Source organism: Streptococcus hillyeri, assembly GCF_041081565.1.
In the GTDB taxonomy this organism is placed as follows: domain Bacteria; phylum Bacillota; class Bacilli; order Lactobacillales; family Streptococcaceae; genus Streptococcus; species Streptococcus hillyeri.
This window is the reverse complement of record NZ_CP163513.1, coordinates 1219625-1240030: the sequence shown is the minus strand read 5'-3', so window position 1 is coordinate 1240030 and position 20406 is coordinate 1219625. Positions and strand designations below refer to the sequence as shown.

Below are 20406 nucleotides of genomic sequence, written 5' to 3'. Positions count from 1 at the left end.
ACATGTCAGAATATAACTGGAATGAGCGTCATATCATTACCTTCCCAGAAGAAAAGACAATCCTTTCAACCAAAGACCTCCACGTTTATTATGGTCAAAAGGAAGCTATCAAGGGAATTGATATGCAGTTCGAAAAAAATAAAATCACAGCACTTATTGGTCCATCAGGCTGTGGTAAATCAACCTTTCTTCGTAGCCTTAACCGCATGAATGACACTATTGATATTGCTAAAGTAACTGGTGAAATCATGTACCAAGGAATCGATGTGAATGCCCCTGAAATCAATGTCTACGAAATGCGTAAGCACATTGGGATGGTGTTCCAACGACCAAATCCATTTGCAAAATCTATCTATAAAAATATTACCTTTGCACATGAACGTGCAGGTGTTCGAGATAAGAAGGTTCTTGATGAAATCGTTGAAACCTCTTTGAAACAAGCAGCGCTTTGGGATCAGGTTAAAGATAGCCTGCACAAGTCTGCCTTTACCCTTTCAGGTGGTCAGCAACAAAAACTTTGTATCGCTCGTGCGATTGCTGTAAAACCAGATATTTTATTAATGGATGAACCAGCGTCAAACCTTGACCCAATTGCGACGATGCAACTGGAAGAAACCATGTTTGACCTTAAAGAGAATTATTCAATTATTATTGTTACCCATAATATGCAACAGGCTGCTCGTGCGAGTGACTACACAGCGTTCTTTTATTTAGGGGATTTGATTGAGTACGATAAAACTAAAAATATCTTCCAAAATGCAACGCTCAAGTCAACGAATGACTACGTTACTGGACACTTTGGTTAGGAGGAATCATGACAGAACCTATTTTAGAAGTAAAAGATCTTTCTGTTTATTACAGCCAGAAAAAAGCGCTCAATAGTGTGAGTATGGAATTTTATCCTAACGAGATTACAGCATTGATTGGCCCATCAGGTTCAGGAAAATCAACCTTGCTTCGTGCCATTAACCGAATGGGAGACCTCAATCCAGAATGGACATTGACAGGCTCTATTATCTATAACGGACATAATATTTATAGCCCACGCACGGATGCAGTAGAACTTCGTAAAGAGATTGGGATGGTTTTCCAACAACCTAACCCATTTCCGATGTCTATCTATGAAAATGTCGTTTATGGACTTCGTTTAAAGGGGATCAAAGACAAGGCTGTTTTAGATGAAGCAGTTGAAAAATCCTTAATCGGGGCTTCAATTTGGGATGAGGTCAAAGACAGGCTTCATGATTCTGCTCTGGGACTCTCAGGAGGTCAACAACAGCGTGTTTGTATTGCCCGTGTTTTGGCAAATAGTCCTAAAATCTTGCTTATGGATGAACCAACATCGGCTCTTGACCCGATTTCAGCTGGAAAGATTGAAGATACTCTTTACGAGTTGAAAAAAGACTACACGTTGCTCCTTGTGACACGTTCAATGCAACAAGCTTCTCGGATTTCAGACCGCACAGGCTTCTTCTTGGATGGTAACCTAGTTGAATATGACAAGACCAAGGAAATGTTCCTTAGTCCTAAACATAAAGAAACCGAAGACTACATTTCTGGTAAATTTGGGTAATCTCTTACGACTTACGAAAGGAAAAAATACATGTTACGTGCACAATTTGAAGAAGAATTATCAAAACTTCACAATCAGTTTTACGCAATGGGAACTGAGGTTCTAGCGCAAATTAACAACGCTGTTCGTTCTTTTGTGACGCATGATCGTGAAATGGCAAAAGAAGTTATCGAAAGTGACGACGTTGTCAATGCTTATGAAACCCGCTTAGAAAAAAAATCGCTTGAAATCATCGCACTTCAGCAACCGGTAGCACATGATTTACGTACTGTTATCACCGTTTTGAAGGCTTCAAGTGATGTGGAGCGTATGGGTGACCATGCGTCAGCTATTGCCAAAGCGACGATTCGTACCAAAGGTGAAGAACGCATTGCCGAAGTGGAAGAAGAAATCCGCAAAATGGGGAAAGCTGTTAAGCGAATGGTTGAAGAAGCTCTTGAAGTTTATATGTCAGGTGATGATGAAAAAGCTTATGAAATCGCTGCATCAGATGAATTGATTGACAACATGTTCAAAGAAATTCAAAACCTTGCCGTTGAACGTATTCGTGAAAATCCAGACACGGTATTTGCAGGTAAAGAATATTTCCAAGTTTTAATGTACTTAGAACGTATCGGAGACTATGCTAAAAATATCTGTGAATGGGTTGTTTACCTCAAAACAGGAAAAATTGTTGAATTGTAAAAAATATGATAAAATGGGGTTGGGACAAAAATGTCTCAACCTTCTCTTGTTAATAGTAATAACAGATTGACGCAGTGGTTGATTGGAAGTCCTAAACCCTTGCATAGCAAGCGTTAGCGGCCATCCTAATCAACTGTGTTGAGGTGGGACGACGAAATCAAATTCCGTAAAAGTTGATTCCTGTCCCACTCTCATTTTTATTTAGATTTAGGAGAACCCTTATGTCAGTAGAACATCTGATAACTAAATTTATCCCAGAAAATTATAATCTTTTCTTGGATATTGATCGCTCAACTAAAACCTTTAATGGTAACGTTGCTATCAGTGGTGAAGCATTGGATAATCAAATGTCATTGCATCAAAAAGATTTGACTATTACCTCTGTTTTACTTGATAATGAAAAATTAGCCTTCCACATGGATGACGAGAATGAAGCTGTGCACATTGAATTGCCAGAAACAGGTAGTTTGACACTTGTCGTGGAATTCTCAGGAAAAATCACAGATAATATGTCTGGGATTTACCCATCTTATTACACAGTTGATGGGGTTAAAAAAGAGATTATTTCAACGCAATTTGAAAGTCACTTTGCTCGTCAAGCCTTTCCATGTATTGATGAACCAGAAGCGAAAGCAACATTTGATTTTTCATTGAAATTTGATCAGGTAGAGGGTGACATTGCCTTGTCAAACATGCCTGAAATCAATGTTGAACGTCGCCAAGAAACTGGTATTTGGACCTTTGCGACAACACCACGTATGTCATCGTACCTTTTAGCCTTTGCATTCGGTGAGTTGCATGGAAAAACGACCTATACTAAAAATGGGACACTCGTTGGTTCGTATGCAACAATTGCTCATAAACCAACTGAACTTGACTTTTCACTTGACATTGCCGTACGTGTGATTGAGTTTTACGAAGATTACTTTGGTGTCAAATACCCAATTCCACAATGTCTTCACGTTGGTTTGCCAGATTTCTCAGCTGGTGCGATGGAAAACTGGGGACTTGTTACTTACCGCGAAGTGTACCTTCTTGTTGATGAAAATTCAACTGTTTCAAGTCGTCAACAGGTTGCACTTGTTATCGCCCACGAAGTGGCTCACCAATGGTTTGGTAACCTTGTGACAATGAAGTGGTGGGACGACCTTTGGTTAAATGAGTCATTTGCCAATATGATGGAGTATGTGGCTATTGATGCCATTGAGCCAACATGGAATATCTTTGAAGACTTCCAGACATCAGGTGTTCAAGCTGCTCTTAAACGTGATGCAACAGATGGTGTGCAATCAGTACACGTTGCCGTGAATCATCCAGATGAGATTAATACCTTATTTGACCCAGCTATCGTTTATGCCAAAGGTAGCCGCCTCATGCACATGCTACGCCGTTGGTTAGGTGACGACGATTTCCGTGCAGGGCTTAAAATTTACTTTGAGCGTCACCAATATGGTAATACTATTGGACGTGACCTATGGAATGCCTTGTCTGAAGCATCAGGTCGTGATGTGGCAGGATTTATGGATGCTTGGTTAGAGCAACCAGGATACCCATTGGTAACTGCAAAAGTGGAAGATGACCAATTGGTACTGTCTCAAGAACAATTCTTTATTGGAGAAAATGAGCCTAAGAATCGTCTTTGGCCTGTTCCACTCAACAGTAACTGGAGCGAATTACCAGATACGTTGACAGAAGAAAAACTTGTCATTCCAAATTTCAGCCAATTAGCTGCTAATAAAGAGCCTCTACAGTTAAACACAGGAAACACGTCACACTATTTGACGGCTTATCAAGGTGAATTGTTAGACAACCTTTTGAGCGGATGGGCTAATTTAGATAAAATTTCTAAACTTCAAGTCTTGCAAGAGCGCCGCCTTTTAGCAGAAAGTGGAGTGATCTCTTACAGTGAATTAGTGTCACTTGTCTCTGGAATGACAGAAGAAACTGATTCAGCAGTCCTAGGAGCACTTTCACAAGTTCTTGGTGGATTGAAGCAATTCATTGATGAAGGTAGTGAAGAGGAGAAAGTCTTCCAAGCTATTATTTCTGATATCTTTGCGAAAAACTACGCTCGTCTTGGGTTTGAGAAAAAAGAGGGTGAGTCAGATGAAGACGAACTTACTCGTGAATTTGCAGTAGCTTACATGCTTTACGCAGGTTATGAAGATGCTGTTGAAAAGGCTAAGGAACTCTTTGAAGCGCATAAAGACAACATTGCTTCTCTTCCAGCAGCAGTACGTTCAGATGTCTTGATTAATCAAGTGAAACATGATGAGACCAAAGAATTGACAGACTTGTTATTGGATACTTACGCAACGACAACTGATGGTGTCTTCCAACGTCAATTAATTGCAGCTTTAGCAGAAACTAAGCAGACCTCTGTGTTGGAAACAGTAGTTGCTGCCTTTGAAAATAAAGATATTGTCAAGCCACAAGACTTGTCTATCTGGTATGCGACCTTCTTGCGTAAATCATTTGCTCAAGAAACCGTTTGGACATGGGCGCGCCAAGATTGGGAATGGATTAAAGGAGCACTCGGTGGTGATATGAGCTTTGATAAGTTTGTCATTATTCCATCAGCAATCTTTAAAACAGAAGAGCGCTTAGCTGAATATAAAGCCTTCTTTGAACCACTCTTGTCTGACATGGCATTAAGCCGTAACATTGCAATGGGAATTAAAGAAATTGCAGCACGAGCTGAACTTGTGAAAAATAATAAAGCCGCTGTATCAGCTGCCTTGTTGAAAAAATAAAAAAAGATGAAAAGAGGTTGGGACATAAATATCTCAACCTTCTATTTTTAATGGTAATAACAGATTGACGCAGTGGTTGATTGGAGGTCCTAAACCCTTGCTACGCAATCGTTAGCGGCCATCCTAATTAACTGTGCGGAGGTGGGACGACGAAGTCAATTTCTTCGAAATCATGACTTCTGTCCCACTCTCTTTTTAGCTCTGTTTAAGAAAAGTATCATAAACTTAATGTATCCTAAATTTAGTTGAGTATGAGAACAGTTAAGCGTGTTATAATTAATTCAAGAGATAAAAGAGGTGGTTGTAATGATTAAAATTTTACTTGTTGAAGATGATTTGAGTTTATCAAATTCTGTGTTTGATTTTTTAGATGATGGTTTTGCTGATGTCATACAGGTTTTTGATGGTGCTGAGGGTATTTATGAAGCTGAATCAGGTATTTATGATTTAATCCTTTTAGACCTCATGTTGCCTGAAAAAAATGGGTTTCAGGTGTTGAAAGAAATACGTGAAAAGGGGATTACAACCCCAGTTCTTATCATGACAGCTAAAGAAAGTCTTGATGATAAGGGGCATGGCTTTGAATTAGGGGCGGATGATTACCTCACAAAGCCATTCTACCTAGAAGAGTTAAAAATGCGTATACAAGCACTATTGAAGCGTTCTGGGAAATTAACAGATAATAACCTGGTTTATGGAAATGTCTCTGTCGATTTGACGACCAATAGAACAACTGTTGATGATGCTGAAGTGGAATTATTGGGTAAAGAATTTGAATTGCTGGTTTATTTCTTGCAAAACCAGAATGTTATCCTGCCTAAGACACAAATTTTTGATCGTCTGTGGGGATTTGACAGTGATACCACAATTTCTGTTGTCGAGGTTTATGTGTCTAAAATTCGTAAAAAATTAAAAGGGTCTGATTTTGGAGAGAACCTTCAAACCTTGCGAAGTGTGGGGTATATTTTAAAAAATGGTTAAAATCGTAACGTTGTGGCGAACAGATAAGGAAAATCCCAAAACCTTTTTAAGATTTCTATCTGTTTTTACCGGCATTTTCTTTGTGATGACGGTTATTATTCTTCAAGTCATTCGGATGGGCATTTATTCGTCTGTTGATACCAGTCTGACAAATGCAGTGGCTTCGGTAGATGCATACGTTAATATGGCAATGACACGTAATTTTTATGTTAATAATACTGATACAGCAGTCATTATCGAAGCTTTTCCCAATAAGGAAAAACCCAAAGAGAAAATGATGAACGTGGATGCCCTCTTTTATGATGAGAATGGTAATCTTTTTAATACAGCGGATGCTTTTTCCAATTTTTCTAATGTTGCCTTAAATGTCAAACATCTCGGAAAAATTATCGAAGGAGATACAGTGAGTCCCTATGGTCAGCTTGAAAGCTATCATGCTATTACGGTAGCAGTTGATAATGCGAGTTATCCGCAGGTTAAGTATGCAACATTTTTGGTCAGTATTAAACAAATTGAAGAGTCAACCAAACGCTCCTTCACCATCATTATGACGGTTATGATACTCTTTTGGTTTGTCTCTATAGGTGTGAGTGTCTATTTAGCCTATTGGTCTCGTAAGCCGATTGTAGAAAGTTATGAGAAGCAAAAAAGTTTTGTTGAAAATGCCAGTCATGAATTGCGGACGCCTTTGGCAGTGTTACAAAATCGCTTAGAGTCGCTGTTTAGAAGACCTGACTCGACGGTTTTGGAAAATAGTGAGAATATTGCATCCAGTTTGGAAGAAGTCAGAAATATGCGACTGTTAACAACGAATCTCCTTAACCTTGCACGTAGAGATGATGGTCTACAATTAGAAATAACAGAGATTTCACCAACTTTCTTTTCTGATATTTTTAACAATTATCAGATGATTGCTGAAGATGCCCAGAAGGAATTTACAAGTCAAAATCTTGTTAATCGTAGTATTAAATCTGATAAAACTTTACTGAAACAATTGATGACAATTCTTTTTGATAATGCTGTGAAATATACCAGTGATGACGGAAAGATTCATTTTGAAGTGCGAACGACAGATAAACATTTTTATATCACAGCAATGGATGATGGTTTTGGTATCAAAGATGAGGATAAAAAGAAAGTCTTTGATAGATTTTACCGTGTTGACAAGGCAAGAACACGTCAAAAAGGTGGTTTTGGTTTAGGCTTGTCCTTGGCAAAACAAATTACAGATTCTCTTGGAGGACAAATCACAATAAAAGATAATACGCCAAAAGGAAGCATTTTTGAAGTGAAGTTATAAAGAAAGGTTAAAGTGTTTTAGCTTTAAAATAGTAAACTCGATTAAGATAAATTGTCTCAGTCACAAAGAATTTCCCTTCAACATATGGTTGTTTTATAATATCTTATTGCTGGTAGTTTCTGCAATCATTACGAGCGACGAAGTCGCCACAACTAGCACTTTCCGCAGTGGTGATAACACTAAAACTAATAAGTTTTAGTGTGTGGGGCTGAAATTGTCCAGTGGACAGTTTCAGCCTGAGCTTAGAAACCAGAGAGCGAAGGAGACCTAGGCTTGCCAAGAAGGAATGGAACTCTGTAGGAGTGGAGGTTCTGACACTGACTTCGTCAGCTTCATTTCCCACCTCAAAAGGTCTCCCAGACCTTTTGAACGCCCCACACCACATTAGGAGAAGTGCTAACAAAAATACTAAATAAAAACTAATTGACTTTAAAAGAGCAGGTCCTAGGATTCTGCTCTTTTAAGGTCTATAATAAATTGATCAATAGCTCTTTGATTGGTGAGCATGATGGCTTTTTCGCGATAGGTTTGACAAATAGTATGAAACAGCCGCAGCCGTTTGGGTCTACGAGAATGAAAGAGTGCAAAGTACAGAAAATTCCAATTTAGTTTTTCTGGACAGCCGATGGCCCTGTCAGACCGATTTTTCCCACGATAATTGAAGTAGCGTTTCAAAATACGGTAGAAAGTAGCCCGACGATTTAGATTAAGATAAATAATCAAATCTGCCTGAGCTAATCTTTCTTCGAAAAGAAACTTTGAATAAATCCCATCAATGACCCAAGAGCTATTGTGAGATAAAAAATCGAATAATTTTTCTGTGAAGTCCTCGGGAGCACGATTTTCCCAGTTAGGTAAAAATTGGAGTGTATCTAAATGAAGACAGGGAATATTATAATGATGAGCCAGTTTTTTGGCTAATGTTGATTTACCAGATCCACTATGTCCAATAATGATAATTTTCATAAACTTACCTCGTAAGGAGACAAAAAAACGACCCTAAGGTCGTTCTAAAATTAACCAAGTTTAGCAGCAAGACGTGCTTTATCGCGGCTTGCTTTGTTTGCGTGAATCAAACCTTTAGTAGCGGCTTTATCAATGCTTGAAGAAGCAGCACGGAGAAGCTCTTCAGATGGGTTTGCTTCAAAAGCTTTGATAGCAGTACGCATAGCTGATTTTTGAGCTGAGTTTTGAGCGTTTTGTTTAACGGTTTTCTCAGCGCGTTTGATAGCTGATTTAATGTTTGCCAATGTTCTTACCTCCCTTTTTACTAACCTCCTTATTATATAGAAAAAGCAGTCGTTTGGCAAGCCTAAATTACTTTTTCAGGTAAATTTCATCAATTTTATGATCTTCAGACTTGTGTAAAATCAATTCAGCACGATTTCGAGTCGGCTCGATATATTTCTCAAGATTAACGAGATTGATACTTTTCCATATGTTTTTGGCGAAAGCTAGCGCTTCGTCAGCAGACCATTCTGTAAAGCGGTGGTAGTAGTTCGTCGTATCCATTTTTGCTAAATCAAGCAGAGCCTTGAAACGCTCCAGATACCAATTTTCAATGTGTTTACTATCAGCATCAATATAGATAGAAAAATCAAAATAATCACTCATATAAAGGCGTTCATTTTGTGGGTTTTGAAAAACATTAATACCTTCAACAATTAAAAAGTCTGGTGCTGAAAGGGTCTGTTGTTTATTAGGAACAATATCATAAATCTCATGAGAATAGACAGGAATAGAAGCTTCAGCTCCGCTTTTCATGGCATCTAAAAAATTGATGAGTAATTCCATATTATAACTTTCAGGAAAGCCTTTTTTGTTTAAAATATTTCGCTCAGTCAGTACCTTGTTGGGGTAAAGAAAGCCATCGGTTGTGACCATTTCAACCTTACTGTGCTTGTAAGTTCGTGTTAACAAGAGTTGTAGGAGACGACTGGTCGTTGATTTTCCTACTGCCACAGACCCTGAAACACCAATGATAAAAGGACGTTTTCCAACATCTTTTTGTAGAAAGATCCCTTTTGAGAAGGCTAAATTTTCTTGGTGATGCTTATAAATCTGAATAAGACTAATCAGAGGAAGGTAGATATCGATAACATCTTGTATATTTATTTTATCGTTAAGGGATTTGATATTTTCTAATTCTTCCTCTGTCAATAGTGGTGTAGTGGTTTGATGGAGGTCTTGCCATCGAAGTCGCGAAATTTTTTCAAAATTTATAAATTCATTTGTCATAGTGCCATTATAGCACTTTTTCTTAATAATCTGAGCTCATAGGGTGTTTTTAAATGGAAAAAGCAAATAACTTTTATACTTCAAACGAAATCTTCTTATCATAACTTCTAAAACGTTCGGAAATTATTAAAATTAAAATCAACTTCGAGAGATTGCAACCGTTTCCGAGGTATGTTATAATTAAATTCCGAGCTTTAAGAGGGAATAGCTCAGAATTTCCGATTAATTTATTGAAAATGGAGAAGATATGGCAAATATGTATTACACAGAAAATCCTGATAGCGCACACGACTTACATGAGTTACGAGTGACGCTCTTGGGTGAAGCCTTTTCTTTCATGACTGATTCGGGTGTTTTTTCAAAAAAAATGATTGATTTTGGGAGTCAAGTCCTTCTTAATTGTTTAGCGTTTGAGAAAGGTGACCGCCTCTTAGATGTTGGGTGCGGCTATGGCCCACTGGGAATTGCACTAAGCAAGGTTCAGGGTGTTTCTTCAACGATGGTTGACATTAACAATCGCGCTTTAGACTTGGCGAAGCAAAATGCAGAAAAAAATGGTGTCACACCGACAATTTTTCAATCAAATCTTTATGAGAAGGTTGAAGGACGTTTTGAGCATATCATTTCTAATCCCCCAATCCGAGCTGGTAAGGCAGTTGTTCATGAAGTTTTGGAAGGCGCCTACCATCATTTGGAAGACGGTGGTGACTTAACGATTGTTATCCAGAAAAAACAGGGTGCCCCTTCTGCCAAAGCTAAGATGGAAGAGGTGTTTGGCAATTGTGAAATCGTCAAAAAAGATAAAGGCTATTACATTTTAAAGAGTGTTAAGGAAAAGTAACGCTCAGTAGAATTATAGTAGATAAATTTACGGAAAGGAAAGTAATGTGAGGAGAACTTCTAGATAGAAAAACTCTCTACGCAGTAAAATACCATTTTAATGCAAGGAGTAAAGGTCTGGTTAGGTCTTATTTGCTCACTATTATAAAGAAACTATGAGAACAGTTGATTTAATCCAGAAAAAAAGAGATGGTTTTGAACTATCAACCGAAGAAATTAAATGGTTGGTTGAAGGATATACAGATGGCTCTGTACCTGATTATCAAATGGCTGCATTTGCAATGGCAGTTTACTTCCGTGGGATGACCATGAGAGAAACACGTGATTTAACGATGAGTATGGTAGCCTCAGGAGAGCAAATTGATTTGTCTGCCATCTCAGGTATTAAGACGGATAAACACTCTACAGGGGGAGTTGGTGATAAAGTTACTTTAATTTTAGCACCTCTGGTAGCTTCCTTTGGTGTTCCAGTAGCTAAAATGAGTGGCCGTGGTCTTGGTCATACAGGTGGTACGCTGGATAAATTAGAATCTGTAAAAGGGTATCAAATCGAACGTACTCAGGAAGAGTTTATCAAACAAGTCCAAGATATCGGCTTATCAGTCATTGGGCAATCTGATAATATGGTAAAAGCAGATAAACTTCTTTACGCCCTTCGAGACGTGACAGCAACTGTTGATATCATTCCTTTGATTGCAAGTTCAGTAATGTCTAAGAAAATTGCAGCTGGTGCAGATAGTATACTATTAGATGTTACTGTTGGTGATGGTGCTTTCATGAAAACCTTGGAAGATGCAGAAAAACTATCTGAAACCATGGTCGCTTTAGGAAATGAAGTTGGTCGTAAGACAGTTGCAGTCATCACAAATATGAGTCAACCTGTTGGTCGTGCTATCGGTAACCGTCTTGAAGTTCTTGAAGCTATTGAAATCATGAAAGGACAAGGACGTGAAGATGTCACTCACTTTATTTGTGAGCTTGCTCAAATCATGCTTCAATTGGCAGGTCAAGAAAAATCATTAGATGATATTCGAGATGCCCTGGTTAATGGAAAAGCCCTTCAAAAATTTGAAGAGATGATTATTGCCCAAGGCGGTGATTTAGTAGATTTACATCGCCCATCAAGCGCAGCATTTGTCACAGAAGTAAAAGCAGAGGCAGATGGCTATATCACTGCCCTACCAGCTTTAGAATTTGGACTCTTTGCCATGCGATTAGGAGCAGGACGTGCCGTAAAAACCGATTCTTTAGATTATGAAACTGGAATAGTGTTCGACAAAAAAGTTGGAGATTCTGTGAAAACGGGTGAAAAAATCGCTACCATTTACACAAACGAAATTTTAAGTGATAAAATGCTTACAGAATTCCAAAAAAATGTTAAAATAGGTAATGAACGTGTAGAGTCACAAGAAATTTTAAAAATTATTAGCTAGTAGCAAGAAAAGAGGGAAAATTGATGTCTATTAATAAATATATTGATCACACTCTATTGAAACCAGAAAGCACTCAAAGTCAAATTGATAAATTGCTTGCAGAAGCAAAAGAATATGATTTTGCGAGTGTTTGTGTTAACCCAACTTGGGTAGGTTACTCAGCAAAAGCTCTTGTTGACTCTGATGTTAAGGTTTGTACAGTAGTTGGCTTCCCACTGGGAGCAACAACTCCAGCAGTCAAAGCATTTGAGACAAAGGATGCTATTGCAAATGGTGCGGATGAAATCGATATGGTGATTAATATCGGTGCCCTAAAATCAGGAAACCTTGTTTTAGTAGAAGAAGATATCCGTGCAGTTGTCGAAGCTGCAAATGGTAAGCTTGTTAAAGTTATTATTGAAGCATGTCTATTAACAGAAGAAGAAAAAGTAGTAGCATGTGAACTTTCAGTAAAAGCAGGTGCTGATTTTGTGAAAACATCAACTGGATTTTCAACTGGGGGAGCTACAGTAGCTGACGTTGCGCTTATGCGTCAAACTGTTGGTCCAGATATCGGTGTTAAAGCTGCTGGTGGGGCACGTTCTCTTGCAGATGCGCAAGCATTTATTGAAGCAGGAGCAACACGTCTTGGAACATCTTCAGGTGTGGCTATTATTCAAGGAGAAACAGTCAATGGTGGCTACTAATCTGGTCGAGTTAGCTATTGAAGCCAGTAGTCGTGCTTATGTCCCTTACTCAAAATTTCCGATTGGGGCAGCACTGAGAACGGCTGATGGTTCAATCTATACGGGATGTAATGTTGAAAATGCAAGCTTTGGTTTGACAAACTGTGGTGAGCGTACGGCAATTTTTAAAGCCGTTTCAGATGGGCACCAAAAATTGGAAGAAATTGCGATTTACGGCACTTCAGCTGAACCAATTTCTCCATGTGGTGCTTGTCGCCAAGTCATGGTGGAGTTCTTTGAACCAACAGCAAAAGTTACATTAATTGCTAAAAACGGTCAGACGGTCGAGACGACGGTCGGGGAGTTATTACCATACTCTTTTACAGATTTGACCTAATCTGTATTTAGCCTTCGGGTTATCTTATTCTTGCAACATCGTTGCACAAAAATATTTAGGAGGGTTCATGAAGATGAACAAAAAATTTGTTGGACTTGGTCTAGCTACTGTTGCAGCATTGTCACTTGCTGCATGTGGAAGCCGTACGGCTAAAAAAGAGGCCGCTTCGTCAGATAAAGCTGAAGCAAGCTTAAAAGCTGCTGTCGTCACAGATATCGGTGGTGTTGATGACCGTTCATTCAACCAATCAGCTTGGGAAGGTCTTCAAGAGTGGGGAAATGCAGCTGGTCTTTCAAAAGGTAACGGTTACGATTACTTCCAATCTGCATCTGAATCAGATTACATCACTAATCTTGATTCAGCTGTTGCAGGAGGTTACAATGTTGTATTCGGTATCGGTTTTGCCCTAGAATCAGCTATCGCTGAAGTAGCTCCTAATAACCCTGACACTCACTATGTTATCGTTGATAGTGTTGTAGCTGATCAAGATAACGTTGCTAGCGTTGGATTTGCTGACCATGAAGCATCATACCTTGCAGGTGTTGCAGCTGCTAAATCAACAAAAACAAAACAAGTTGGTTTTGTAGGTGGAATGAAGGGTGAAGTTATTGACCGCTTTGAGGCTGGTTTTGTAGCTGGTGTTAAATCAGTTGATGAATCAATTAAGATTGATGTTCAATATGCGGGTTCATTCAATGATTCTGCTAAAGGTCAAACAATTGCAGCAGCTCAATACGCAGCAGGTGCAGATATTATCTTCCACGCATCAGGTGGAACAGGTAATGGTGTGTTTGCAGCAGCTAAAGCAGAAAACGAAATTCGCAACGAAGCTGATAAAGTTTGGGTAATCGGTGTTGACCGTGACCAATCAGCTGAAGGTGCTTATAAGTCTAAAGATGGTAAAGAATCTAACTTTGTATTAGCTTCTACATTGAAACAAGTTGGTGCTGCAGTTAAAGATATTGCAACTAAAGCCTCAGAAGATAAATTCCCTGGTGGTGAAATCGTTCGTTACTCTCTTAAAGATAAAGGTGTAGAATTGGCTGAAACTAACCTTTCAGAAGAGGCTTCTAAAGCAGTTGCTGATGCTAAACAAGCTATTCTTGATGGTAAAGTTGAAGTTCCAGAAAAGCCTAAAAAATAATGAAATAGTAAACACTTCCGAAAAGGCGACTGACATCGGTCGCTCTTTTTAGGGAACTGGGAGATTTTCTCTCAGTAAAGCCTATCACATTTTGGTAGGTTTTACTGACAAAAAATGACAGTTTTGAAAGGAAATGATTATGACACAAGATTATGTCATCGAGATGAGAGACATAACGAAGCGATTTGGTGAATTTGTTGCAAATGACCATATCAATTTAAATGTCAAAAAAGGTGAAATTCATGCTCTTCTCGGAGAGAATGGTGCAGGTAAATCAACCCTTATGAATATGTTGGCTGGTCTTCTTGAGCCAACGAGTGGTGAAATTTTAATTAACGGAAAAACTGTTAATATTGACTCACCATCGAAAGCTGCGCAGCTTGGTATCGGTATGGTGCACCAGCACTTCATGTTGGTAGATGCCTTTACCGTTACTGAAAATATCATTCTTGGTAGTGAGACAACTAACGCTACTGGCATGATTGATCTCAAAAAAGCTGTTGCTGAAATTACAGAAATTTCTAAGAGATACGGACTTGAAGTTGATCCAACTGCTAAAGTAGCAGACATTACAGTTGGTGCACAGCAACGTGTTGAAATTTTGAAAACTCTCTATCGTGGAGCAGATCTTCTGATTTTTGACGAACCGACAGCTGTTTTGACACCGGATGAAATTGCAGAGCTTCTAAAAATTATGAAGGTCTTGGTTTCAGAAGGAAAATCAATCATTTTGATTACTCATAAACTAGATGAAATTCGTGCAGTTGCAGACCGTGTCACTGTTATTCGTCGAGGTAAATCCATTGAAACAGTAGAAGTTTCCGGTGCTACAAACGATGACTTGGCTGAGTGGATGGTTGGTCGTTCAGTATCATTTAAAACTGAAAAAATTGCTCCAAATCCAAAAGAAGTTATCTTGTCAGTTGAAAATCTTGTTGTCAATGAAAACCGTGGAATTCCAGCTGTTAAAAATCTTTCTTTGGAAGTTAGAGCAGGTGAAATTGTAGGTATTGCAGGTATTGACGGCAATGGACAAAGTGAATTAATCCAGGCTATTACAGGACTTCGTAAAGTTAAGTCAGGTAAAATTACTATTAAAGGAGAGGATATCACACATTATCCTCCACGTAAGATTACTGAGCTTAGCGTTGGTCATGTCCCAGAAGATCGTCATCGTGATGGTATGATTTTGGATATGACAGTTGCAGAAAACTTTGCTTTACAAACTTATTATAAAGAACCAATTTCTAAAAATGGTATCTTAAATTACTCTAAGATTAAAGAAAAAGCGCGTCAACTAATGGAAGAGTTCGATGTTCGTGGAGCAGGAGAACTTATTCCAGGCAAATCCCTTTCTGGTGGTAACCAACAAAAAGCGGTTATCGCTCGTGAGATTGATCGCAACCCAGATTTATTGATTGTTAGCCAACCGACACGTGGACTTGATGTCGGTGCGATTGAATATATCCGGAAACGTTTGATTGCTGAACGTGATAAAGGTAAAGCGGTACTCGTTGTGAGTTTCGAATTGGATGAAATTCTTGATGTATCGGACCGTATTGCTGTTATTCACGATGGAAGTATTCATGGTATTGTGTTGCCAGCTGAGACAACTAAGCAAGAGCTTGGTAAACTCATGGCTGGAGATCATCTCAAGTAAGAAAGGAAATCATTATGCTAAAAAAATATGAAAGTATCCTGATTCCCTTGATGGCAGTCCTTTCGGGTTTGCTACTTGGGGCAGTGATTATGTTAGTCTTTGGGTATGACCCAGTTTGGGGTTATGAAGAGCTTCTCTATACTGCTTTTGGCTCTGTTAAGAGCGTTGGGGAAATCTTCCGTGCAGTAGCTCCGCTTGTTTTTACAGCTTTAGGTTTTGCAGTTGCAAGCCGAGCAGGGTTCTTTAATGTTGGTCTATCAGGTCAAGCACTTGTTGGTTGGGTTTTTGCAGGTTGGTTTGCCTTAGCAAATCCTGATATGCCTAGACCTCTATTAGTACTAGCGACAGTTGTGATTGCTATGATTGCTGGTGGTCTTGCTGGTGCGATTCCAGGATTTTTACGAGCATTCCTTGGGACAAGTGAAGTTATCGTAACGATTATGATGAACTACATCTTACTCTATTTTTCTAACCACATTATTCGTGATGTTTTTGCGGATGAATTAATGAAAAATACGGACTCAAGTATCAATGTTTCTGCGAACGCTTCTTACCAGACAGAGTGGCTACGAGCTCTAACAGATAATTCACGCATGAATATCGGTATCTTCTTTGCCCTTATAGCAGTAGTAGTTATCTGGTTCTTGTTTGCCAAAACAACACTTGGATTTGAAATCCGTGCGGCAGGTCTTAATCCGACAGCAGCAGATTATGCTGGTATGAGTACGAAACGTACAATCGTTCTTTCAATGATTATCTCTGGTGCTCTTGCAGGTCTAGGTGGTGCCGTACAAGGTTTAGGAACATTCCAAAATGTTTACATCCAATCTGCTAACCTAGATATCGGTTTTAATGGGATGTCAGTTGCTCTCTTAGCCTCTAACTCACCATTAGGTATTCCATTTGCAGCCTTCCTTTTCGGGGCACTATCAGTAGGTTCTTCAGGTATGGTTCGTGCTCAAATTCCACCAGAATTGGTTAACGTCGTAACGGCTTCAATCATTTTCTTTATCGGTGTGAAATTTATCTTTGAACAAGTTTTAAGATCTAAACGTTTTGCGAAAGGAGGTAAGTAAAAGATGAGTTTAAACTTATTAGCTTTATTGATTTCGCAGATGTTAATCTATTCAGCACCTTTGATTTTTACCAGTCTTGGAGGAGTATTCTCTGAACGTGCAGGTATTGTTAACGTTGGTCTTGAAGGGACAATGGTTATCGGTGCCTTTGCAGGTGTCGTATTTAACATTGAATTTGCGGAACAATTCGGCAGCGTAACACCACTTTTGGCAGTATTAATTGGTGGGCTTGTTGGAATCTTGTTCCAGTTGATTCATGCCACTGCGACGGTTCTTTTCCGAGCAGACCACGTCGTGTCTGGTACAGTACTTAATCTTTTAGCACCAGCCTTCTCAGTCTTTCTCGTTAAAGTTATCTACGGTAAAGGTCAAACAGACTCAATTCGTCAGTCATTTGGTAAATTCTCTTTCCCAGTGCTAGAAAATGTTCCTGTTCTTGGTGAACTATTCTTCAAGAATACTAGCTTGATGGGGTATGTTGCTATTCTAACAGCTTTCACTGCTTGGTTTGTGCTTTATAAGACTCGTTTTGGTCTTAGACTCCGTTCGGTGGGGGAACATCCTCAGGCGGCTGATACACTTGGGATAAATGTCTACAAAATGCGTTTTGCAGGCGTAATGATTGCAGGATTCCTTGGAGGAGTTGGTGGAGCAGTAAGTGCTCAATCTGTGAACATTAACTTCTCAGCAACGACTATCGTTGGTTCTGGATTTATCGCCCTTGCAGCTGTGATTTTCGGTAAATGGAATCCGCTTGGTGCTATGCTCGCTAGTCTTTTCTTCGGACTTTCTCAGAGTTTGGCGGTTATTGGAAGCCAATTGCCTGGATTACAAAATATTCCAACCGTTTACCTTCAAATGGCTCCTTACCTAATTACAGTGATTGCTCTTGCAGCATTCTTTGGTAAAGCTGTTGCTCCAAAAGCAGATGGTGTTAACTATATTAAAACTAAATAATCCTAAAATGAGGTTAGTAAAACACTAATCTCATTTTTTACATAAAATCATTTAGTAGGGGAGGGAGTGACTAATACTCATCCAAAATCAAAATTAGCAGTTTAAATCAAATCAAGAACCAATAAATGGATTGATTTTCCAGAGCTTCTTTCGCCATAGTGGTATTCTTATTAGTAAAACTGTCCAGTGGACAGTTTTAGCCCAAGCTCAGAAATAAAAGAGCGGGGGTAATTGGCTTGATAAGAACGGACTTTTTGGGAGAACTACAGAAATTGAGAATCAATTTCGTAGTAGTTCCCCCGCAAGGATGATTAGGTTGGACGCTGTCGAGTAGTCGACAAGTACAGCCAATCATCTACTGAGATAGAGAGGCTCAAATCTAGCAATGAAACTCCGTAGGAGGTTTTGACACTGACTTAGTCAGTTATATTTCCCACCTCAAAAGGTTCCCCAAACCTTATCGACTGTGACGAACTCTGTTCGTCTTATTTCCCACCTCCAAAGGTCTCCCAGACCTTTGGAGCGTCCGCACTTTTAAGAAAGAAACAAAAAGTAATTTTTGATTTTTGTTAAGTATAAATATTTTTTTCAATTTGCCATGTGATAGTGAGCAAATATATGGAAAGCGCTTGTAATATGTGATAAAATAGAGTAGTAAAATAATATATTTTTGAAAGAGGATTTTACTATGTCTAAAATCGTTGTTGTAGGTGCCAACCATGCTGGTACAGCTGCTATTAAAACCATGTTAACAAACTATGGTGATGCTAATGAGATTGTTGTTTTCGACCAAAACTCAAATATTTCATTCTTAGGATGTGGTATGGCTCTTTGGATCGGTGAACAAATTTCTGGTCCAGAAGGATTGTTCTACTCAGATAAAGAAGAACTTGAATCACTTGGTGCAACTGTTTACATGGAATCACCAGTTTCAGCTATTGATTATGAGGCTAAAACTGTTACAGCTCTTGTAAATGGTAAAGAGCATGTTGAAAGCTACGACAAATTGCTTTTTGCGACAGGTTCACAACCAATCTTGCCACCAATTAAAGGTGCTGAAATTAAAGAAGGTTCACTTGAATTTGAAGCAACTCTTGAAAATCTTCAATTTGTTAAATTGTACCAAAACTCAGCAGATGTTATTCAAAAACTTGAGAACAAAGACATTAACCGTGTTGCCGTTGTAGGTGCTGGTTATATCGGTGTTGAGCTTGCTGAGGCATTCCAACGCAAAGGTAAAGAAGTTGTTCTTATCGATGTTGTTGATACTTGTCTTGCTGGCTACTATGATCGTGATTTGTCTGATCTTATGGCGAAAAACATGGAAGAGCATGGTATTAAACTTGCCTTCGGTGAGACTGTTAAAGAAGTTGCTGGTGATGGTAAAGTTGAAAAAATCATTACTGATAAAAATGAATACGATGTTGACATGGTAATCCTTGCTGTTGGTTTCCGTCCAAACACTGCTTTCGCAGGTGAAGGTATTGAGCGCTTCCGCAATGGTGCATTCCTTGTAAACAAACGCCAACAAACATCACTTCCAGATGTTTATGCTATCGGTGACTGTGCTACAATCTACGACAATGCTACTGGTGACACAAGTTATATCGCCCTTGCTTCAAACGCTGTTCGTACAGGTATCGTAGCAGCTCACAACATCTGTGGAACTGACCTTGAAGGTATTGGTGTACAAGGTTCAAACGGTATTTCAATCTATGGTCTTAACCTTGTTTCAACTGGTTTAACGCTTGAAAAAGCAACTCGCCTTGGTATCAACGCTGCTGTAACTGAATACACTGACAATCAAAAACCAGAATTCATTGAGCATGGTAACTTCCCAGTAACACTTAAAATCGTTTACGATAAAGATTCACGCCGTATCCTTGGTGCGCAAATGGCTGCACGTGAAGATATCTCTATGGGTATCCACATGTTCTCACTTGCTATCCAAGAAGGTGTTACTATTGAGAAATTGGCATTGACAGATATTTTCTTCTTGCCACATTTCAACAAACCATACAACTACATCACAATGGCAGCACTTGGTGCAAAAGACTAATTTGTGATTAGCATGCAAACCAGCCGATTGGCTGGTTTTTTTGACGCTTATTTTTCCCTATGCTATAATGTGTCTTAGAAATGGAGAGATATTATGCTACGAGAAGCTACTCTTAGTGATATTAAAAGATATGGTGACACCTTTTATCAACTAGGTTTAAATCCATTAACATCAGGTTACCCAGCCTATTTTGATGGGACAAAGACTAAGGATGATTTTGAAAGATTGTTGATGAGGCGATTAGAACATGAGAATAGTAGGTTATTGATTGCAGAGTTTGAAGGACAAGTAGAAGGGATTATTGGGTATTTTTACCTGCCTGATGACAAGTATTTGCAAGTTGATCTGTTAAATCTATCTTATCATGCTGACATACATCTTACGGAGTTGGTTGAGCACTTAGAATCACATTTTAAAGATTTTCAGATACTTTTTGGCATTGATGCGAGAAATGCGACTTATCAATCAGTTTTAAAGGATAAGGGGTGGATTGCAGAAGCACCTCAAGTCGTCAATCTGTTAGAAGAACCGTTTATAAGATGTGAGCCATGTGCTGTTAAGTCAGATATTATCCGTGTCAGCCATTCTAATCAGTTACACTTTCAATCTCTGTTTCCACGGGATAACTCTGAAAATGTTTAGTGGT

Annotated in this window: 19 protein-coding genes; 16 read left to right on the top strand and 3 right to left on the bottom strand. The window is 38.9% G+C overall.

Annotation, left to right across the window (positions count from 1 at the left end):
* Nucleotides 1-2 precede the first annotated feature (2 nt).
* From pstB (AB6M99_RS05770) to AB6M99_RS05745, 6 genes are all read left to right on the top strand, one after another.
* Complete coding sequence (gene pstB, locus AB6M99_RS05770; protein WP_121834661.1) at nucleotides 3-806, top strand: phosphate ABC transporter ATP-binding protein PstB; 804 nt, start codon at nucleotides 3-5, stop codon at nucleotides 804-806.
* A gap of 8 nt (nucleotides 807-814) precedes the next feature.
* The gene (pstB, locus tag AB6M99_RS05765) at nucleotides 815-1573 is read left to right on the top strand and encodes a phosphate ABC transporter ATP-binding protein PstB (protein ID WP_121834662.1); all 759 of its coding nucleotides are present in this window, start codon (nucleotides 815-817) and stop codon (nucleotides 1571-1573) included.
* Nucleotides 1574-1603: 30 nt separating this feature from the next.
* Nucleotides 1604-2257: a phosphate signaling complex protein PhoU gene (gene phoU, locus AB6M99_RS05760; RefSeq protein WP_121834663.1), complete on the top strand. Its 654-nt coding sequence runs from the start codon at nucleotides 1604-1606 to the stop codon at nucleotides 2255-2257.
* Nucleotides 2258-2478: 221 nt separating this feature from the next.
* Complete coding sequence (locus tag AB6M99_RS05755; RefSeq protein ID WP_121834664.1) at nucleotides 2479-5010, top strand: M1 family metallopeptidase; 2532 nt, start codon at nucleotides 2479-2481, stop codon at nucleotides 5008-5010.
* 306 nt (nucleotides 5011-5316) lie between these two features.
* Nucleotides 5317-5991 (top strand): response regulator transcription factor, encoded by a 675-nt coding sequence (locus AB6M99_RS05750; RefSeq protein ID WP_121834665.1) that lies wholly within the window; start codon nucleotides 5317-5319, stop codon nucleotides 5989-5991.
* Entirely contained in the window at nucleotides 5984-7291 is a 1308-nt protein-coding gene (locus AB6M99_RS05745) for a cell wall metabolism sensor histidine kinase WalK (protein WP_121834666.1), read from the top strand. The genes AB6M99_RS05750 and AB6M99_RS05745 overlap by 8 nt, the downstream gene beginning before the upstream one ends.
* 444 nt (nucleotides 7292-7735) lie before the next feature.
* Here AB6M99_RS05745 and AB6M99_RS05740 read toward each other — a convergent pair whose 3' ends face one another.
* Genes AB6M99_RS05740 through coaA form a run of 3 tightly spaced genes read right to left on the bottom strand, consistent with a single transcriptional unit; the run spans nucleotide 7736 to nucleotide 9529 of the window.
* Complete coding sequence (locus AB6M99_RS05740) at nucleotides 7736-8257, bottom strand: AAA family ATPase (RefSeq protein ID WP_121834667.1); 522 nt, start codon at nucleotides 8255-8257, stop codon at nucleotides 7736-7738.
* Nucleotides 8258-8307: 50 nt separating this feature from the next.
* On the bottom strand, nucleotides 8308-8574 hold the full coding sequence (gene rpsT / locus AB6M99_RS05735; RefSeq protein ID WP_121834727.1) for a 30S ribosomal protein S20: 267 nt from the start codon (nucleotides 8572-8574) through the stop codon (nucleotides 8308-8310).
* 34 nt (nucleotides 8575-8608) lie between these two features.
* On the bottom strand, nucleotides 8609-9529 hold the full coding sequence (coaA, locus tag AB6M99_RS05730; protein ID WP_121834668.1) for a type I pantothenate kinase: 921 nt from the start codon (nucleotides 9527-9529) through the stop codon (nucleotides 8609-8611).
* 247 nt (nucleotides 9530-9776) lie between these two features.
* On the opposite strand from coaA, the gene AB6M99_RS05725 reads away from it, so the two are divergent.
* The 10 genes from AB6M99_RS05725 to AB6M99_RS05680 all read left to right on the top strand — a co-directional run bounded on the left by AB6M99_RS05725 (nucleotide 9777) and on the right by AB6M99_RS05680 (nucleotide 20402).
* Nucleotides 9777-10370 carry a class I SAM-dependent methyltransferase gene (locus AB6M99_RS05725; RefSeq protein ID WP_121834669.1) on the top strand — a complete coding sequence of 198 codons (594 nt, stop codon included), beginning with the start codon at nucleotides 9777-9779 and terminating at the stop codon, nucleotides 10368-10370.
* 154 nt (nucleotides 10371-10524) lie between these two features.
* On the top strand, nucleotides 10525-11802 hold the full coding sequence (locus AB6M99_RS05720) for a pyrimidine-nucleoside phosphorylase (RefSeq protein ID WP_121834670.1): 1278 nt from the start codon (nucleotides 10525-10527) through the stop codon (nucleotides 11800-11802).
* Between the two features lie 23 nt (nucleotides 11803-11825).
* Nucleotides 11826-12488 (top strand): deoxyribose-phosphate aldolase, encoded by a 663-nt coding sequence (deoC, locus tag AB6M99_RS05715; protein ID WP_121834671.1) that lies wholly within the window; start codon nucleotides 11826-11828, stop codon nucleotides 12486-12488.
* Nucleotides 12394-12864: a cytidine deaminase gene (locus AB6M99_RS05710; RefSeq protein WP_121834672.1), complete on the top strand. Its 471-nt coding sequence runs from the start codon at nucleotides 12394-12396 to the stop codon at nucleotides 12862-12864. Before deoC ends, AB6M99_RS05710 begins: the two co-directional genes overlap by 95 nt.
* Nucleotides 12865-12937: 73 nt before the next feature.
* Nucleotides 12938-14008, top strand: coding sequence for a BMP family protein (locus AB6M99_RS05705; protein WP_369350365.1), 1071 nt, complete (start codon nucleotides 12938-12940; stop codon nucleotides 14006-14008).
* Between the two features lie 139 nt (nucleotides 14009-14147).
* Nucleotides 14148-15668 carry an ABC transporter ATP-binding protein gene (locus AB6M99_RS05700; protein ID WP_369350364.1) on the top strand — a complete coding sequence of 507 codons (1521 nt, stop codon included), beginning with the start codon at nucleotides 14148-14150 and terminating at the stop codon, nucleotides 15666-15668.
* A gap of 14 nt (nucleotides 15669-15682) precedes the next feature.
* A complete protein-coding gene (locus tag AB6M99_RS05695; RefSeq protein ID WP_121834674.1) occupies nucleotides 15683-16744 on the top strand; it encodes an ABC transporter permease in 1062 nt (353 codons plus the stop codon).
* 3 nt (nucleotides 16745-16747) lie between these two features.
* Nucleotides 16748-17701 carry an ABC transporter permease gene (locus AB6M99_RS05690; protein WP_121834675.1) on the top strand — a complete coding sequence of 318 codons (954 nt, stop codon included), beginning with the start codon at nucleotides 16748-16750 and terminating at the stop codon, nucleotides 17699-17701.
* Nucleotides 17702-18389: 688 nt separating this feature from the next.
* Nucleotides 18390-19760 carry a H2O-forming NADH oxidase gene (nox, locus tag AB6M99_RS05685; protein ID WP_121834676.1) on the top strand — a complete coding sequence of 457 codons (1371 nt, stop codon included), beginning with the start codon at nucleotides 18390-18392 and terminating at the stop codon, nucleotides 19758-19760.
* A 93-nt stretch (nucleotides 19761-19853) separates the two neighbouring features.
* Nucleotides 19854-20402 (top strand): hypothetical protein, encoded by a 549-nt coding sequence (locus tag AB6M99_RS05680; RefSeq protein WP_121834677.1) that lies wholly within the window; start codon nucleotides 19854-19856, stop codon nucleotides 20400-20402.
* The last annotated feature ends 4 nt before the right edge of the window (nucleotides 20403-20406 follow it).

What these genes read in the sequence shown, in the direction of transcription:
- pstB (WP_121834661.1), top strand. Translation starts at nt 3, where the DNA reads ATGTCAGAATATAACTGGAATGAGCGTCATATCATTACCTTCCCAGAA.
- pstB (WP_121834662.1), top strand. Translation starts at nt 815, where the DNA reads ATGACAGAACCTATTTTAGAAGTAAAAGATCTTTCTGTTTATTACAGC.
- phoU (WP_121834663.1), top strand. Translation starts at nt 1,604, where the DNA reads ATGTTACGTGCACAATTTGAAGAAGAATTATCAAAACTTCACAATCAG.
- AB6M99_RS05755 (WP_121834664.1), top strand. Translation starts at nt 2,479, where the DNA reads ATGTCAGTAGAACATCTGATAACTAAATTTATCCCAGAAAATTATAAT.
- AB6M99_RS05750 (WP_121834665.1), top strand. Translation starts at nt 5,317, where the DNA reads ATGATTAAAATTTTACTTGTTGAAGATGATTTGAGTTTATCAAATTCT.
- AB6M99_RS05745 (WP_121834666.1), top strand. Translation starts at nt 5,984, where the DNA reads ATGGTTAAAATCGTAACGTTGTGGCGAACAGATAAGGAAAATCCCAAA.
- AB6M99_RS05740 (WP_121834667.1), bottom strand. Translation starts at nt 8,257, where the DNA reads ATGAAAATTATCATTATTGGACATAGTGGATCTGGTAAATCAACATTA.
- coaA (WP_121834668.1), bottom strand. Translation starts at nt 9,529, where the DNA reads ATGACAAATGAATTTATAAATTTTGAAAAAATTTCGCGACTTCGATGG.
- AB6M99_RS05725 (WP_121834669.1), top strand. Translation starts at nt 9,777, where the DNA reads ATGGCAAATATGTATTACACAGAAAATCCTGATAGCGCACACGACTTA.
- AB6M99_RS05720 (WP_121834670.1), top strand. Translation starts at nt 10,525, where the DNA reads ATGAGAACAGTTGATTTAATCCAGAAAAAAAGAGATGGTTTTGAACTA.
- deoC (WP_121834671.1), top strand. Translation starts at nt 11,826, where the DNA reads ATGTCTATTAATAAATATATTGATCACACTCTATTGAAACCAGAAAGC.
- AB6M99_RS05710 (WP_121834672.1), top strand. Translation starts at nt 12,394, where the DNA reads ATGCGCAAGCATTTATTGAAGCAGGAGCAACACGTCTTGGAACATCTT.
- AB6M99_RS05705 (WP_369350365.1), top strand. Translation starts at nt 12,938, where the DNA reads ATGAACAAAAAATTTGTTGGACTTGGTCTAGCTACTGTTGCAGCATTG.
- AB6M99_RS05700 (WP_369350364.1), top strand. Translation starts at nt 14,148, where the DNA reads ATGACACAAGATTATGTCATCGAGATGAGAGACATAACGAAGCGATTT.
- AB6M99_RS05695 (WP_121834674.1), top strand. Translation starts at nt 15,683, where the DNA reads ATGCTAAAAAAATATGAAAGTATCCTGATTCCCTTGATGGCAGTCCTT.
- AB6M99_RS05690 (WP_121834675.1), top strand. Translation starts at nt 16,748, where the DNA reads ATGAGTTTAAACTTATTAGCTTTATTGATTTCGCAGATGTTAATCTAT.
- nox (WP_121834676.1), top strand. Translation starts at nt 18,390, where the DNA reads ATGTCTAAAATCGTTGTTGTAGGTGCCAACCATGCTGGTACAGCTGCT.
- AB6M99_RS05680 (WP_121834677.1), top strand. Translation starts at nt 19,854, where the DNA reads ATGCTACGAGAAGCTACTCTTAGTGATATTAAAAGATATGGTGACACC.